This is a genomic window from Pantoea sp. Fr+CA_20 (assembly GCF_024520835.1).
GTDB lineage: Bacteria > Pseudomonadota > Gammaproteobacteria > Enterobacterales > Enterobacteriaceae > Pantoea > Pantoea allii.
Window position 1 is genome coordinate 56,158 of record NZ_JALNPN010000016.1, and the last position, 15,630, is coordinate 71,787.

Genomic DNA, 15,630 nt, shown 5'->3' on the forward strand with positions numbered 1-15,630 from the left:
TCCCTCACCACAGGGGAAGCCGCATGGCCTGCTTCTGGTGGTTTTTCCCGGCCCGTTGGCTGCCTCATCTGTGCATTTCGTCGCCCTGAATCGTTTCGATATCGGCAAGTACCTGCCCTTTTCCTGCCCACTCGTTTATTTTCGCCTACCACTTCCTCTCGCTCACCGCTAGAATGCAACAGTCGCTGTCCACTCTTAACTTGTTGCCATGCCTCAAAACAGGTCCATATAACGGCGGCCCGGTTGAACAGAAAAGGTCAGAATTAAATGCGGATATTGCTCAGCAACGATGATGGTATCCATGCGCCTGGTATTCAGACGCTGGCAAAGGCTTTGCGTCAATTTGCCGAGGTGCAGGTCGTGGCACCGGATCGCAATCGCAGCGGTGCCTCTAACTCATTGACGCTGGAAACCCCATTGCGCACTTTTACCCATGAAAATGGGGATATCGCGGTGCAGATGGGCACGCCCACCGATTGTGTCTATTTGGGTGTAAACGCGCTGATGCAACCCCGGCCAGACATTGTGGTGTCGGGCATTAATGCTGGCCCCAATCTGGGAGATGATGTCATCTATTCCGGTACGGTGGCGGCCGCAATGGAAGGCCGTCATCTTGGATTACCTGCCGTGGCGGTATCGCTACATGGTCATCAGCACTACGCCACCGCCGCGGCGGTAACCTGTGCGATTCTTAAAGCGCTGACGCAACAGCCCTTACGCACCGGACGTATACTGAATATCAACGTGCCTGACCTGCCGTTGGCGGAAATAAAAGGGATTCGCGTGACGCGCTGCGGCAGCCGTCATCCGGCCGATCAGGTGATTGCACAGACCGATCCACGCGGTAATCCCCTCTACTGGATTGGCCCGCCCGGTGAAAAACTGGATGCCGGCCCCGACACGGACTTTGCCGCAGTGGATGAAGGCTATGTGTCAGTGACCGCTCTCCATGTTGATCTTACTGCTCACAATGCGCAGGACGTTCTCAGCAGTTGGCTCGATAAAGCTGAGGTAAATCTGGCATGGTGAGTCGGCGTATCGAGACATTGCTGTCACAGCTGCGTCAACAGGGCATTGAAGATGAACACCTGTTAAAGGCGATTGCCGATGTGCCGCGAGAACGCTTTATTGATGAAGCCTTCGAACATAAAGCCTGGGACAATATGGCGCTGCCGATTGGGTCCGGGCAAACCATCTCTCAGCCCTATATGGTCGCGCGTATGACCGCGTTGCTGGAACTCAACGAGCGCTCACGCGTGCTGGAGATTGGCACCGGCTCCGGTTATCAGACCGCCATTCTCGCTCATCTGGTCGAACATGTTTACTCGGTAGAACGCATCAAAGGCCTTCAGTGGCAGGCCAAACGTCGTCTGAAACAGCTTGATTTGCATAATGTGTCCACCCGACACGGTGATGGCTGGCAGGGCTGGCCGGCTCGTGGGCCTTTTGATGCGATTATTGTCACTGCTGCGCCGCCTGAGATTCCGATTGCGCTGATAGCACAGCTCGCTGAGGGCGGCATTATGGTGCTGCCCGTCGGCGAGGAGCAGCAGGTCTTAAAGCGTCTGCGCCGCCGTGGTCGTGAGATTACAGAAGAAACCATTGAGCCGGTTCGTTTCGTCCCATTAGTTCAGGGCGATCTGGCCTGATTGTCCTGTTAGCATTTCTTCATAACTGTTTCATGGAATCAGGTAGTTGATATTGCTACTATCCGGTTCATTCAACGAAAATCCAGCGTATAACGTGCCGCACAGTGTATTGTGCTGGTGAGACGAATAAGTCAGTTTTTTAAAGGTTGCCACCACGGGGGATTAATGAGCACGGGAAGCACAATTTTTCAGTTACGCCGTTTGGCGGCGCTTTCACTGGTGAGTTTTTGGCTGGCAGGCTGTAGTTCAGGCGATAATACCCAGGCTCCGATAAGCAATATCGGGGACAGTAACAGCGTTAATGATAATAGTAATATGGCGAGTTCTGGCACTGCGCCAGCGGCTGGCGGTGTGCCCTCAGTGCCACCGCAGGGCGGAATGTTAAGTCGAAGCACGCCGTTGCCACAGAACAATTCCGGAATCATTAGTACCAGTAATAGTAATGTGGGCGCCAGTAACAGTAATGTGCAAACCGAAAACGGCCGAATTGTGTACAACAGGAGTTATCAGAATATTCCTAAAGGTAGCTATTCTGGTCAGACCTACACCGTAAAACGTGGCGATACGCTGTTCTATATTGCCTGGATTACCGGAAACGACTTCCGCGATTTGGCGCAGCGTAACAACGTCCAGGCGCCTTACAGCCTGAATGTTGGGCAGACGTTGCAGGTTGACAATGGCTCAGGCCAGCCGATTACCGGCGGCAATGCCATCACCGCGGCAGATGCAACGCAGAGCGGTGTCGTCAGCGCACCACAAATAAAACAGGCCCCTGTTGCACAGCAGCCTGTTATTACGTATTCTGATGATTCGGGTAACTCGAATGGCAGTAAATTGTTGCCATCGAAGGGAGCAAATGTTGCATCGACGACAGCTCCAGCCGTTACCGCACCGCCGACGGTTAGCAGCACAACTGACAGCTCTACACCTGTAGGAAGCTGGCGTTGGCCGACCGAAGGAAAGATCATCGATAACTTCTCTGCCGCAGAAGGTGGCAATAAAGGGATCGATATCTCAGGTTCGCGCGGACAGCCAATCGTGGCCACTGCTTCAGGAAGGGTGGTGTACGCAGGCAACGCGCTTCGCGGTTACGGTAATTTAATCATCATCAAACATAATGATGATTACCTGAGTGCCTACGCCCATAACGATACAATGCTGGTCCGGGAACAACAGGAAGTTAAGGCTGGGCAAAAAATCGCTACCATGGGTAGCACCGGAACCAGTTCAGTTAGATTACACTTTGAAATTCGTTACAAGGGGAAATCCGTAAACCCGTTGCGTTATTTGCCGCAGCGATAATCCGGCAGAGTCCTCAGGAATCTGCCCTGGAATCACGGGTAGGAGCCACTTAATGAGCCAGAATACGCTGAAAGTAAACGAGTTACATGAGAACGCGGAATTCGAAGAGAATGGAGCAGAAATTTTTGATGAGAAGGCTCTCGTCGAAAATGAATCTGGCGACAATGATGTAGCTGAAGAAGAGTTGCTGGCGCAGGGTGCGACACAACGTGTACTCGATGCTACTCAACTCTATCTTGGGGAGATTGGCTATTCTCCATTGCTGACGGCTGAGGAAGAAGTTCTCTTTGCTCGCCGCGCATTACGAGGTGATATTCCTTCTCGTCGCCGCATGATCGAAAGTAACTTACGCCTGGTGGTGAAGATTGCCCGACGTTACAGCAATCGCGGTCTGGCTCTGCTGGACCTGATTGAAGAAGGTAACCTCGGCCTGATTCGCGCCGTTGAGAAGTTTGATCCGGAACGCGGATTCCGCTTCTCAACGTATGCCACCTGGTGGATTCGTCAGACCATTGAACGGGCAATCATGAACCAGACCCGTACAATTCGTCTGCCAATTCACATTGTTAAAGAATTGAACGTTTATCTGCGCACTGCGCGTGAACTTTCTCATAAGCTCGACCATGAGCCGAGTGCGGAAGAGATTGCAGAGCAACTGGATAAGCCCGTTGATGACGTCAGCCGTATGTTGCGTCTCAATGAACGTATTACCTCGGTTGATACACCATTAGGTGGTGATTCCGAGAAAGCGCTGTTGGATATCCTGGCCGATGAAAAAGACAACGGACCAGAAGATACCACTCAGGACGACGATATGAAGCAAAGTATCGTTAAATGGCTGTTCGAACTGAATGCCAAGCAGCGCGAAGTGTTGGCTCGTCGTTTCGGCCTGTTAGGCTATGAAGCGGCAACGCTTGAAGATGTTGGCCGTGAAATCGGTTTAACTCGCGAGCGTGTGCGCCAGATTCAGGTTGAAGGTTTACGCCGTCTGCGTGAAATCCTGCAAGGTCAGGGCCTCAGCATTGAAGCATTGTTCCGTGAGTAAACAGAACTTTACACGTCAACAGAAAGCGATGGCTAACCCCATCGCTTTTTTTTTACCTGTTCTCTCCGTTCCATCAAGATGAGAACGGTCTGCTCTCAAAAAAATCGCCCGTGAGATAACATGCCTGTGTGGCGGTATCCAGCGCCAGGCAAAGTGTCACATCGTCCACAAAACCTCTCTGAATCAACTCCTTCGCCGATGAACAGTCGTGCAGCGATGCAACGTTAGTTGCCTGATGATATTGCCATGCCGCGACGGCGGTTTCCGCCTCAGGTGACAGTCCGCTACGGCCCAGCGCGGCAATGATGCCGCCAGCTGCAACATAATCTTCAATGCAGGGACGAAGGCTGCCATCCGGCCAGCGTTCACCACAAGGCACAATCAGAAGACGTTCGAACAGGCGGCAGGCAGCCGCCGTTGCGGACAGATTCCTGAAGCAGCCTGTAAAGATCGGCACGCCCCATTCTCTTGCCCTGAAGCAGGCTGCGGAGCCATTAGGGGAGGGAAGCACCAGCTTTTCACCTTTGCGGACATGCAGCAAGGTATGGGGCGACAGGCTGAAGCCTTCTCCACTAAATCGTCGGTCACTGTTTGCCGCGATTGCCCCCACCGACAGCGCATAGTGGGTAACTGAGTGATCTTTCCAGGGATAGGGATAAACGCGAGCGCCATTTTCAACCGCCAGGCTGACGCAGGTAGAAAAGGACATCACATCAATAATCACCACGGCATCCACTTCTCCGGCGAGATGCTCAACGGCGGGAATGCCCCATTCCAGACGGATGTTATATGCCTGCTGACTGTACCAGTGCATGGGTGTTCCTCCAGGTTGTCAGAACGGGGCTGACCGGTCGGGCTAGTCCTGTTTACGTAATATTTTTTGCAGGCGCTTTTGCTGCCAGCGGTTGATCCACTGTTTGAAAACAAACAGGCGCAGCGCTCTTATCACGAGCACGCTTCCCCAGATGACGGCGACCCAGAGCGACCAGTTACTACCAGGTTCGGTGACGCGGTTGAGGCAATACAGCATGGTGCACACCACGACCGCGGTGAGCAGTGAGCGAAAGAACTGGGTTTCGAGTGCCAGCTGCAGGCGGGCATCAGAAATATGGTCATCCAGAGCTTGCCCGCTTTTCAGCGGCGCTTCTGTTGTCAGGTCGGTAACTTTGATTTCAAAGACGGCGGCCAACGCGCTTAGCGTTTCCAGGCTGGGTTGCTCACCGTTTTCAATACGCTGCACGGTTCGGGTGCTGAGTCCGGCCATTTCGGCCAGTTGTTCCTGTGACCAGGCGCGGGCAAGACGATACTCTCTGACTTTATTCAGGTTAGGCATAGTGCAGTCTCCGAAAGAGTGAACAATCGGTAAGAAGCATCGCCGGGACGTGCAGTCAGGAACACGACCGCCGCACGACAGGGACACGACAGCATTATGACACCGCTTTCGCCGGTAACAACAGGCTAAACCATGAACCAGCATGCAGGCCACATGCTGGCGAAAACATCATTCACTACGGGATAGTTTTATCCGCCCCGGTGAAAGGGCGGAGGGGATCAGACCAGCGACTTAAGGCGATAAATCCAGTCCAGAGCCTGACGTGGCGTCAGCGTATCCGGGTCCAGGGCTTCAAGCGCTTCCATGGCAGGGGAGGTTTCTTCCACCAGCAGAGGCAGTTGCGAACCGTCGATATTTGAGGTGGCTGACTGATTCGATACCGTTTCCAGCTCTTTCAGCTTATTACGTGCACGTTTGATGACGTCTTTAGGTACACCGGCCAGCGCTGCAACCGCCAATCCGTAGCTTTTGCTGGCCGCGCCATCCTGCACGCTGTGCATGAATGCGATAGTTTCCCCGTGTTCAACCGCATCCAGATGGACATTCACGACGCCTTCAAGCTTTTCAGGCAAGGTGGTCAGCTCAAAGTAATGGGTTGCAAATAACGTCATGGCTTTAATGCGATTAGCCAGACTCTCTGCACAAGCCCAGGCCAGAGATAACCCATCGTATGTCGAGGTGCCGCGGCCGATTTCATCCATCAGTACCAGGCTGTTTTCAGTCGCGTTATGCAGGATATTGGCCGTTTCTGTCATTTCCACCATGAAGGTGGATCGTCCGGATGCCAGGTCATCTGCTGCGCCAACGCGGGTAAAGATGCGATCCAGCGGGCCGATGACAACATCTTCAGCCGGTACAAAGCTGCCGATCCACGCCATCAGGGCAATCAATGCCGCCTGACGCATATAAGTACTTTTACCGCCCATGTTCGGGCCAGTAATGATCAGCATTCGGCGCTGGGGTGCCAGGGAGAGCGGGTTGGCAATAAAGGGCTCTTTAAGCACCTGCTCTACCACCGGATGACGACCAGCGGTGATTTTAATGCCGGGTTTATCCTGCAGCGTTGGGCGACAGTAGTTAAGCGTCCAGGCGCGTTCGGCCAGATTACTTAAGACATCCAGTTCCGCCAGCGCAGCGGCACTTAACTGCAGTGCTTCAAGGTGCGGCAGCAACTGATCAAACAGGCCTTCATACAGGCTTTTCTCCAGCGCCAGCGCTTTGCCTTTTGAGGTGAGGACTTTATCTTCGTACTCTTTCAGCTCAGGAATGATGTAGCGTTCGGCGTTTTTTAAGGTCTGACGGCGCACATAGTGGATAGGTACCTGATGACTTTGACCACGACTGACTTGAATGTAATAGCCATGCACGCCATTAAAGCCCACTTTTAAACTGTCCAGACCGAGTTTTTCACGCTCGCGCACCTCCAGCCGATCCAGGTAATCCGTCGCGCCATCGGCCAGCGCCCGCCACTCATCAAGCTCGGCGTTATAACCCGGCGCAATCACGCCACCGTCTCTTATCAGAACCGGCGGGGATTCGACGACGGACTGCTCCAGCAGGGTGCGGAGTTCGCTAAAATCGCCCATCTGCGCGCGCAGGTTTTTAAGCTGCGCCGCGTCGACGTTGGCCAGCAGGTCATTCAGGGCCGGTAGCTGTTGAAAAGCATGACGCATGCGCGCCAGATCGCGCGGACGTGCGGTGCGCAGCGCCAGGCGTGCCAGGATACGCTCTAAGTCACCTACCTGACGTAATACAGGCTGTAGAGATTCGCTCAGAGGCTGCAGTTCAGCAATCGATTCCTGCCGCTTCGCGATGGTGCTGCTGTCACGTAAGGGCATATGCAGCCAGCGTTTTAACATCCGGCTGCCCATCGGCGTGACGGTTTTATCCAGCACGGCAGCCAGGGTGTTTTCTGTACCGCCCGCAAGGTTTTGCGTAATTTCAAGATTACGGCGCGTGGCCGCATCCATAATGATGCTGTCCTGCTGACGCTCCATGCTGAGGGAGCGGATATGGGGCAGGCTGGTGCGCTGGGTATCTTTAACGTACTGCAGCAGGCAACCCGCCGCGCGCAGCCCCAAATGGGCCTGCTCAACGCCAAAACCGTTTAAATCCCGCGTGCCAAACTGCATGTTGAGCTGCTGGCGCGCCGTATCGATTTCAAATTCCCACAGTGGACGGCGACGCAAACCACGACGCTGATCGATAAGCGACATCTCAGAAAAATCTTCCGGATAAAGCAGCTCGGCAGGATTGGTGCGCTGCAGTTCTGCTGCCATGGTTTCCAGATCGGCGGGTTCACTCAGGCGAAAGCGCCCTGAACTGATATCCAGCGTGGCATAACCATAGCCGCGCGCACCCTGGACAATTGCGGCCAGCAGGTTGTCTTGCCGTTCCTGCAACAGGGCTTCATCACTGATGGTGCCGGGGGTAACAATACGCACAACTTTGCGCTCAACCGGACCTTTACTCAGCGCAGGGTCGCCGATTTGCTCACAAATGGCGACCGATTCACCTAACTGCACCAGTCGGGCCAAATAGTTTTCAACGGCGTGATGCGGCACACCGGCCATGGGGATCGGTTCACCCGCCGAGGCACCGCGTTTGGTCAAGGAAATGTCTAACAGCTGAGAGGCGCGTTTAGCATCGTCATAAAACAGCTCATAGAAATCACCCATGCGATAAAACAGCAGAATGTCAGGGTGCTCAGCCTTGAGGCGTAAGTATTGCTGCATCATGGGTGTGTGGGAATTGATATTTTCTAATGTACTCATTGTGTTGAGATATCCATTATCATAAAAAATAGAGAGTTAAGTGATTTTATGATTTTCATTTGTTCTCACGTTGTCTCACTGGATCTCATGAAATCCTACATTTAAGTGTAGGTTAAAGTGTAGCTTGCCAAACTGTAGATTGGTAAAATGTAGCTTTGAAAGCCACAACCTACATTTACTTTCACGAGTACGTGGTGAATATGATAACGGAGTCTGAATGACAGGAAAACCAGCGGGCAAGCCACTTTCTTCGAGGGCGCTCGAAACAATGAAATCTGGCGACAGTGATAAAGCTGATGTCGGAGAAAATCGGGGCCTTCGCGTATCGTGTGGAAAAACCGGCGTTAAGTCCTTTTTCTATCGTTACACGAGTCCTGTTACTGGCAAGCTGGTTCAAGTCAAAATAGGTAACTTCCCTCAAGTCAGTCTTGCTGTTGCTCGCACCAAGTTGCACGAATTAAAGTTGATGCGTCAAGAAGGACGATGCCCTGCGACTGAAGGTAAAGCGGCAAAGGCAAAGCTAACAGAAGAATCTAGCAAGGTCATCATCCCTGAGCTAACCGTTGAAGGATTAGTTGAGCTATACCTCACTCAAAGGATTGAAGATCGGAAAACAGCTGATGGAAAAATCGTTGCAGGAGCTAGAAAGAAAAAAGGGCAGAGTGAAGTGCGTCGCACACTATATGGTGACGCAGTTAAACACTTGGGCACTCGGAACGCCAATGAGATTACGCGAAAAGACGTGATAGATTTGGTTAGTAGTATCGTTGCCCGAGGAGCCAATGTTCAAGCTGGTAATGTGTTGCGGGAACTATCGCTTGCCTATGAGTTTGCAATAGGATTAGGGCACTTTTCTGATGATTTTGCTAACCCAGCTTTGCTTGCCAAATCTAGTCTCAAACAGACTCGCATTAAGCTGACCAACGGACGTGGAACTCGCGTACTGAGTGAATCAGAGTTGGCAAAATTCCTTAAATGGTTGCCCGGTTCAGCCTATTCGCCAACTATTAAAAATGTTCTACGGCTTACGCTCTGGACTGGATGTCGTACAGGTGAGGTATGCAATATGGAGTGGAAAGATGTCGATCTTGACAAAGGTACCATTCATCTAAGGGAAACAAAGACGGGTGTTGAGCGATATGTTCAATTATCTAAGCAGGCTATCGATTTTCTTAAAGTTCTTCGTATGACGTCCGATAGATATTTATTCCCCTCTCAAGCTACCAAAAAACCAATACAGCAAAAGTATCTTACTGAGAACTCATGGCGATTGAGGAAAAGTGAACAAATGCTTGATATACCTCACTGGACACCTCATGACTTGCGACGTACAGTACGTACAGGGCTTTCGCGTTTGCAGTGCCCCAATGAGATTGCAGAAGCAGTGCTAGGACATACGCGTGGGGGTATTGAAGGGATTTACAACCTATATAAGTATGATTCAGAATGTCAAAAATGGTTGCAGTCTTGGGCTGATTATATGGATAATTTATAATGTATTTTTTTAAAGAATATTGCGCTATGGCTCATTAAAAATCTCATGGTAGCTCATCAATTCCTTAAAATATTTAGGGTTTAATTTTTTATAAAAAAAATCACTTAACGACATGATGGCCTGAAAATCGGTGGGTCTCCAGTGATTAATTCTAGTAGCAGGTCATTTGAAAATTTTTAGTGGGAGGATGCCTGGAACCTGCAACTAAGAAAGATGTCGGTTAATTTAGTGTAATCGCGATAAAAGCTGCTATATTTTATGTCAATAACTTCATCTTGATCTGATGGGTGGAGTCAAAGTGAAATAAATAAAATAAGCTTATTTAATACATATTGAGTATAAATACATTTTTGGTTAGTTGTTGGGGTTTTATGTATTTATCATGTGTTCTCTTGTTTTATTTTATTCATGCATTTTTATTTGTTTTGTATTTTTGAGAGCTATTTTGTTGTGCGTGATATTCATGATTCGATTAATCACTGATTATTAATGATGGGATGGTGTTTTTTAAAAGATAACTTCAAGGAGGGAACATGCCAGCACTAGACGAAGCAGTTATTGATGATGTTAAAAATAGGTTGTCTGAATATTTATTAAAAAAAGATGGGTATGATTCTATTGAATTCTTGGATGCAGGAGGGTCTGCTGCTGTATTTAAGGTGATTCGGGAGGGGAATGTCCGAGCAATAAAGGTCTTCGACCCAAAATTTTTCTCTGGTGAAGGGAATTTAGCTGAAAGAAGACGCCTTCAAGTACAGAAGCGATTAATAAATCATAATTGTCCTAGTTTAGTGCAAACCTATCATGCTGATGAAGCAGAAGGAACTGCAATTATAGATATGGAATACTTGGCATGGCCTCAACTAGCTAAGGTATTGAATAAAATACCAGATGACGATGTAATCCCGCTGATTGGGCAGTTGGTTCTGGCAGTAAGGTATTTAGAATCGTTAAACATTGTTCATCGTGATATAAAGCCCGAAAACATCCATGTATCCGATGATTTTAAACGTTTGAAACTGCTTGATCTTGGAGTTGTTAGAGTATTTGATAATATAGATGAACAAGGAATTACTGATCACGGTAACATCAGACCATTTCTTGCGACTGCACAGTATAGTTCTCCAGAATATCTCTTTCGCCTTGATGAACCAACAGAGAAACTTTGGAGAGGGCTAAACTTTTATCAAGTTGGGGCTGTATTACATGATTTAATAAAAAAAGAACCAATTTTCCATCATGAAGTTTCATTAGGTAACAGATGGCTTGTTGCAAGAGCAGTACTGTCACAAAAACCAATTTTCTCTGATACTAATATCAATAGGTTATCAAAAGCTAAAGCTCTTTCGCTAAGATGCCTTTCTAAAGATATTGATACAAGGCTGTCTTTAGTAACGTGGGAAGATTTTAAATTAGAAGAAACTTCTGATCCTCTCGCTTCACTAAAAGGGAGGTTATCAAGAAGCCTTACATCCCAATCAAATGAATTTAACAACAATGAAACTATAAGGTTGAAGTTTGAACGAGATGAATATGTTAGAAAGACTAATGAAAAGATAAGGTCGGAATTAATAGATGTTTGTGGAAATCAATTACCTCTTGTTATGACAATATCTGATGAAGTACTTGACGTGCATTTTGCCTTTACTTACTTAAGAACTTGGTCTCTAACTTTTCAACTGAATTATAGATGGAAAGATGGCATACATAAAACCGTTGCTTTAATATCTCTGGGAGCAATTTTGGTCAGAGAAAAAAAACAAGAAGAAGAACATAGTATAACTCTAAAACCCTGCCTTGAGGTGAAAATAAACGAAGGTGAGGACGATGATGTTAAAACACTTTCAAATGAAATAGCACTTATTATAAGAAGTGCTTTAGACTTAATTGATGCTTTACCTGATGATGGCTCTGATATTAATTTAGATTTAGGCTTGAAGGAGATTTTAAATGAAAGGTAGTTGGTGGCGCTCTAAGGAAGAAATGGATGAAGACCAAGCAAATTTCATTACACTGCCAGCTAAGGGGCGATATGCCCTTATAGGACCTCCAGGATCAGGTAAGACTAATCTACTTTTGTTGCGCGCTCTTTATACCGCAGGAACAGGTGAGAAGAATGTTTTAATATTAACGTACACAAAATCTTTGGCTGACTTTATTAGGACCGGAATTGGAAAGTCTGGTTTAATTACTGTAGACCAAGTTAAAACTTTTCATGCGTGGGTTTACTCTCATATTTTGGAGCATCTTGGAGAACGCCCACTTCCTCCGGGAGGTGATTTTGATGATAACGCTAGGCAGTTACTATTAGAAATGCTAATTGAAGCAAATAATAAACTTCCAGGTAAAAAGATATACAGTGCCATTTTTGTAGATGAGGCTCAAGATTTAACTTTTGACGAATTAAATGCACTTCTCTGTTTAAGTGAAAATGTATGTATAAGCGGTGATGAAAATCAAGGTATTTATAGAAGAGACGGATTATCAGCTATAGATAAATTAGGTCTAGCGCCTCATTATCTACGTCAACATTTTAGAATAGGTCAAAAGATTGCACGTGTAGCTGATAGGTTGTGCCCAAATGATAATAAAAGCAATGGGCTTGAAGCTACTTCAAACTACAATCCAAAAACACAAGGTGAATCCAGCGCGAAACTAATAGTATGCTTTGATGTCGATGATCAATTTAAACGCATGTGTGAAATAATTGAAATCCAATTGGATGCATTTAAAGACGATAATATCGGTATATTCTGCGGGAAAAAAGAGTCATTGATTGAATTGCGAGAAATGTTTTTAGATTCTAATCTTTCTGATTTAGTGGCTGTTCATGGGCTTGATGATAGCGCCGGATTTCATTCTGAAAAAAGAATACATATTATGACCATTCATTCATCCAAAGGTACGGAGTTTAGAGCTGTTCATATATTTAAAGCTGAGGATTTAAATCATTATCCTTTAAACAGAACTCGAGTTTCTTATACTGCTGTAACTAGAGCTAGAACAGCGCTTAATGTATATAGAAGTGCAGAAACCAATAAAAATTTAGATAGTGCTATGTCTGAACCAAAAGTGTTCCATATTGATGACTTATTCTCAGGTGACTTATGAAAAATACAGGGGAAGTTAGTTGGGTTTTGATTAATAAAGAAGACTTAGTGGATATGTTGTTAGGTGACACTAATGTCTCAAGCTATTCAAAGAAAAGGTCTTTTCCCGGAAGAGATCTCAAAAATGGTAAGATTGCAGTAGGTTCAACAGCATTATCAAGAAATGGCAAATATGAGATAAGCTATATTGTTATTCCAGATAGTTATATAAATGATTTTCTCTCATGGGTGAGAGTTTATTCAGATGATATATTTCCTATAAGTCAATTCACAAGGTTATTAACGCTAAGTGAATACTCTTTGTTATCTAATGAATCTTTGGTTTTTTTTGATGCAACCGAAAAGTTAGCTCGTTGGGCATGTGTTTCGATAGGGGAAACATTAGCTCAATCTGAAAGTTCAATAGAGCTTCATAACATTGCATTATCAAGGGTTTTAAGCACTTATACTCTGCCCATTGCACGATCCAGCATTAATCATTCGGGGTTGGATTTATTTAAACTGTGTCGCGATAGATTAAATAAAATAAGTCATGACAACAGATTCTCTCGGCGCACGCTCCTATCAGAGCATTTATCCCCTGTATGGGATGTTGTATTAAATGATGATTCTGACGATAAATCGGCATTGGATGCTGTTAATCTAATGTTAGATTATGCCTCAAAATATACTCCAGAAAACAGAAAGTCAGATGATACACTCTTAGAATTATTAGCTAAAAATTTACTTTTAAGAAGTGACTCGGTTGAAGACAGAGTAATGGGTTTCAATAAGTTATCTGCGGAGATTATGAACCTAGAATCTGATTCAGAATTAAACTTTTATTCACCTGTGATTGCAGCGGCTGCTTTTTTAGTCGGCAGAAGCACTTCGCACCTATTTTTACTTAATAAAATAGGTCGTTTTGTACCAATGGCATTTGTATGGTTTGGATTAATTGCTTCTTTCACAGGACCTAAGTCGTGGGATTTAACTTGGTTGCGTGCGGTTAAAGGAGCAGAAAAATTATTAAAAAACAAATTCGAGTTAGATAGCATCTCCCAGGCTGACATTTACTGGCATGAATTTTCATGGCTTTTAGAAGTTTTCAAATCCACAGAGAAATTGAACGAACTTCCTAAAATGCTTCCAAAGACATTATCAATTGAAATTATTCCTGGTTCAACGCTTCATTTAAGACTACCTGGGCAGGCTAATGAGCAAGAAGCTAAAATGAAAAACGAAATTAGTATGCGTGAAAGAGCTTTGGAGGATGCCTTAAGTCAATTATTCTCGCTTTCCAACAAACTACAAGGCCAAGTTAATTATTATAGCTCTCAAAAGGAGAGGAGTGATGCATTTAGTAAAAAGAATTCAGGGGTAAGTGTCACGAGAAATAAAGGCTCAAGGAAGGTCTAATAATTTTAGGGTGCTTTAACGACAAGGGTAAATACCTTGTCGTTAGCGTTTTCAATTCCCTTTGTGTTTATATTTATACTCGTATTTTTTTAGATGAATCTTTTTTTAACAAGTTTTGGTTAAACAGAAGATCAGATGTTGAAGTATGGTTTGGATTATATGCGTATGATTATTAATCATATTTATTTCTTAAATATCGCAATGTACTTATCCAGATTCACGCCGGAAATTTCTGCAAGGCGCTGTATACTTATGCGAAGTATAGCTATTTACGAACCAAAATCCTTAGCTTGCTCCTGTTCTTTTTTGTGGTGTTCCTGGTGGGCCATTGGGTTAACGACATTTATATTATCGAGATCTAGTGCCTTGTCTGGATTATCGGCACGCCGTATTTTATGGTGAGCTTGGGCGTCCGCCTGCAATAGCTCACCCGTATGAGCGCAGTGGGTGTCGCCATCCCTAGCTATTTTCTTATGCTTCAGCGTTTTTTGCTGTTGACGTATTTTTTCCTCATTTACCCCTCGTAACCGCTCGGATTCCTGATTGTCACGTACTGCGGAGAGGCACTCCGAATTATATCTGAGTTGTTCGCGTTTAATGGCGGAGTATGGCTTTTCAATGCGCTCATCAAGCTCTTTTTTGAGGGCTGGGGTACGGATATAGTGTTGGTTATTCACTGTAAACTTATCGGCGTCATCTAGGTCGGAGTAAAACTCCTTGGCGCCTACTTTGTCGGTACAAAGGATTGTGGCTAGTCCTTTGGTCGATAACGCGGTTTTACCTTCCGGTGTTTTCACAGCAGTGGTGGCAATCGTATGGTGTATTTTATCGACGAATGTTGGTGCAACGGTTTCCGGTGGTACAGGAAACTGTAATGCTTCCTTTTGCAACGGCATGACAACGAGCTCTTGTTTGTTATCAGCCATGGTCTTACTCCTCTTCCCCAGATGTGGAAGGTGGTGCACAGGGTAGAGGTTCATCTACATCTAGCTGTACCATTTCTTTATACATTTCATTAAGTTTGTCGTACGCGCGGCGTGTATCCTCATCAAGGTAAACATCTGCCCGTAGGATATGGGCAATTTTGTTGCGCCAAAGCCGCGCAACCTTTGCGCCATTATCCTCGTAAAATTCTGCATCAATGTGCAGCTTTTCCTTACGTTCTTTACCGTTACTGTGACCCAGCAGGTAGTAAATATGCTCTGCGCGGGAGTTGGTAAATGTTTTATCCTGTTGACTTGCAAACCAAAGGACGTCTGGCAGAATTTCGTCATAAGTTTCAGCATTTAGAGTGGCAGAAGGTGGTAAAAGGGCAGCAAGATGCTTTTTAATCTCCTCTAGTGAACCTACCTTTTTCAATGCCTTAGTATTTTTGCAGCTCAGTATATTTCTGATCATTAAGAGTGTCCTAACACGTAATCACAGACAATATTGTCTGCCAAATCAGACTATTACATTTCAAATAAGGTAGTAAACTATTATTTTTTTATTAAAATTTTGCAGTTGAACTTTTCTTTGGGGATA

At 46.2% G+C, this 15,630-nt stretch carries 13 protein-coding genes; 8 read left to right on the forward strand and 5 right to left on the reverse strand.

All coding sequences use genetic code 11. The features are described from left to right. Positions 1-267: 267 nt before the first annotated feature. The 4 genes from surE (at position 268) to rpoS (ending at position 3,996) form a co-directional block, all read left to right on the forward strand. A complete protein-coding gene (gene surE / locus NR177_RS17425; protein ID WP_063880729.1) occupies positions 268-1,029 on the forward strand; it encodes a 5'/3'-nucleotidase SurE in 762 nt (253 codons plus the stop codon). After that, the gene (locus NR177_RS17430) at positions 1,023-1,649 is read left to right on the forward strand and encodes a protein-L-isoaspartate(D-aspartate) O-methyltransferase (RefSeq protein ID WP_256853301.1); all 627 of its coding nucleotides are present in this window, start codon (positions 1,023-1,025) and stop codon (positions 1,647-1,649) included. Before surE ends, NR177_RS17430 begins: the two co-directional genes overlap by 7 nt. Before the next feature lie 165 nt (positions 1,650-1,814). Beyond that, positions 1,815-2,951 (forward strand): murein hydrolase activator NlpD, encoded by a 1,137-nt coding sequence (gene nlpD, locus NR177_RS17435; protein ID WP_063880727.1) that lies wholly within the window; start codon positions 1,815-1,817, stop codon positions 2,949-2,951. Between the two features lie 52 nt (positions 2,952-3,003). Next, on the forward strand, positions 3,004-3,996 hold the full coding sequence (gene rpoS, locus NR177_RS17440; RefSeq protein WP_013026913.1) for an RNA polymerase sigma factor RpoS: 993 nt from the start codon (positions 3,004-3,006) through the stop codon (positions 3,994-3,996). Positions 3,997-4,069: 73 nt separating this feature from the next. Here rpoS and NR177_RS17445 read toward each other — a convergent pair whose 3' ends face one another. The 3 genes from NR177_RS17445 to mutS all read right to left on the reverse strand — a co-directional run bounded on the left by NR177_RS17445 (position 4,070) and on the right by mutS (position 8,103). Beyond that, a complete protein-coding gene (locus NR177_RS17445) occupies positions 4,070-4,810 on the reverse strand; it encodes a 2-phosphosulfolactate phosphatase (RefSeq protein WP_256853302.1) in 741 nt (246 codons plus the stop codon). Positions 4,811-4,852: 42 nt separating this feature from the next. Beyond that, a complete protein-coding gene (locus NR177_RS17450) occupies positions 4,853-5,329 on the reverse strand; it encodes a helix-turn-helix domain-containing protein (RefSeq protein WP_256853303.1) in 477 nt (158 codons plus the stop codon). Between the two features lie 218 nt (positions 5,330-5,547). Continuing rightward, the gene (gene mutS, locus NR177_RS17455; RefSeq protein WP_256853304.1) at positions 5,548-8,103 is read right to left on the reverse strand and encodes a DNA mismatch repair protein MutS; all 2,556 of its coding nucleotides are present in this window, start codon (positions 8,101-8,103) and stop codon (positions 5,548-5,550) included. A gap of 217 nt (positions 8,104-8,320) precedes the next feature. Here mutS and NR177_RS17460 point away from each other — a divergent pair, with 217 nt between their 5' ends. The 4 genes from NR177_RS17460 to NR177_RS17475 all read left to right on the forward strand — a co-directional run bounded on the left by NR177_RS17460 (position 8,321) and on the right by NR177_RS17475 (position 14,106). Beyond that, the gene (locus tag NR177_RS17460; RefSeq protein WP_256853305.1) at positions 8,321-9,598 is read left to right on the forward strand and encodes a site-specific integrase; all 1,278 of its coding nucleotides are present in this window, start codon (positions 8,321-8,323) and stop codon (positions 9,596-9,598) included. A 533-nt stretch (positions 9,599-10,131) separates the two neighbouring features. Further along, positions 10,132-11,559, forward strand: a complete 1,428-nt coding sequence (locus tag NR177_RS17465; protein ID WP_256853306.1) for a protein kinase — start codon at positions 10,132-10,134, stop codon at positions 11,557-11,559. Next, entirely contained in the window at positions 11,549-12,709 is a 1,161-nt protein-coding gene (locus NR177_RS17470; protein ID WP_256853307.1) for an ATP-binding domain-containing protein, read from the forward strand. Before NR177_RS17465 ends, NR177_RS17470 begins: the two co-directional genes overlap by 11 nt. After that, positions 12,706-14,106, forward strand: coding sequence for a hypothetical protein (locus tag NR177_RS17475; RefSeq protein WP_256853308.1), 1,401 nt, complete (start codon positions 12,706-12,708; stop codon positions 14,104-14,106). Before NR177_RS17470 ends, NR177_RS17475 begins: the two co-directional genes overlap by 4 nt. Positions 14,107-14,375: 269 nt before the next feature. On the opposite strand, the gene NR177_RS17480 is transcribed toward NR177_RS17475, so the two are convergent. Together NR177_RS17480 and NR177_RS17485 are read right to left on the reverse strand one after the other, a co-directional pair. Continuing rightward, positions 14,376-15,032, reverse strand: coding sequence for a hypothetical protein (locus NR177_RS17480; protein ID WP_256853309.1), 657 nt, complete (start codon positions 15,030-15,032; stop codon positions 14,376-14,378). Positions 15,033-15,036: 4 nt separating this feature from the next. Beyond that, positions 15,037-15,504, reverse strand: a complete 468-nt coding sequence (locus NR177_RS17485) for a hypothetical protein (RefSeq protein ID WP_256853310.1) — start codon at positions 15,502-15,504, stop codon at positions 15,037-15,039. Between the last annotated feature and the right edge of the window lie 126 nt (positions 15,505-15,630).

Excerpts from the sequence above, each read along its gene's own strand:
- surE (WP_063880729.1), top strand. The coding sequence starts at position 268 with ATGCGGATATTGCTCAGCAACGATGATGGTATCCATGCGCCTGGTATT.
- NR177_RS17430 (WP_256853301.1), top strand. The coding sequence starts at position 1,023 with ATGGTGAGTCGGCGTATCGAGACATTGCTGTCACAGCTGCGTCAACAG.
- nlpD (WP_063880727.1), top strand. The coding sequence starts at position 1,815 with ATGAGCACGGGAAGCACAATTTTTCAGTTACGCCGTTTGGCGGCGCTT.
- rpoS (WP_013026913.1), top strand. The coding sequence starts at position 3,004 with ATGAGCCAGAATACGCTGAAAGTAAACGAGTTACATGAGAACGCGGAA.
- NR177_RS17445 (WP_256853302.1), bottom strand. The coding sequence starts at position 4,810 with ATGCACTGGTACAGTCAGCAGGCATATAACATCCGTCTGGAATGGGGC.
- NR177_RS17450 (WP_256853303.1), bottom strand. The coding sequence starts at position 5,329 with ATGCCTAACCTGAATAAAGTCAGAGAGTATCGTCTTGCCCGCGCCTGG.
- mutS (WP_256853304.1), bottom strand. The coding sequence starts at position 8,103 with ATGAGTACATTAGAAAATATCAATTCCCACACACCCATGATGCAGCAA.
- NR177_RS17460 (WP_256853305.1), top strand. The coding sequence starts at position 8,321 with ATGACAGGAAAACCAGCGGGCAAGCCACTTTCTTCGAGGGCGCTCGAA.
- NR177_RS17465 (WP_256853306.1), top strand. The coding sequence starts at position 10,132 with ATGCCAGCACTAGACGAAGCAGTTATTGATGATGTTAAAAATAGGTTG.
- NR177_RS17470 (WP_256853307.1), top strand. The coding sequence starts at position 11,549 with ATGAAAGGTAGTTGGTGGCGCTCTAAGGAAGAAATGGATGAAGACCAA.
- NR177_RS17475 (WP_256853308.1), top strand. The coding sequence starts at position 12,706 with ATGAAAAATACAGGGGAAGTTAGTTGGGTTTTGATTAATAAAGAAGAC.
- NR177_RS17480 (WP_256853309.1), bottom strand. The coding sequence starts at position 15,032 with ATGGCTGATAACAAACAAGAGCTCGTTGTCATGCCGTTGCAAAAGGAA.
- NR177_RS17485 (WP_256853310.1), bottom strand. The coding sequence starts at position 15,504 with ATGATCAGAAATATACTGAGCTGCAAAAATACTAAGGCATTGAAAAAG.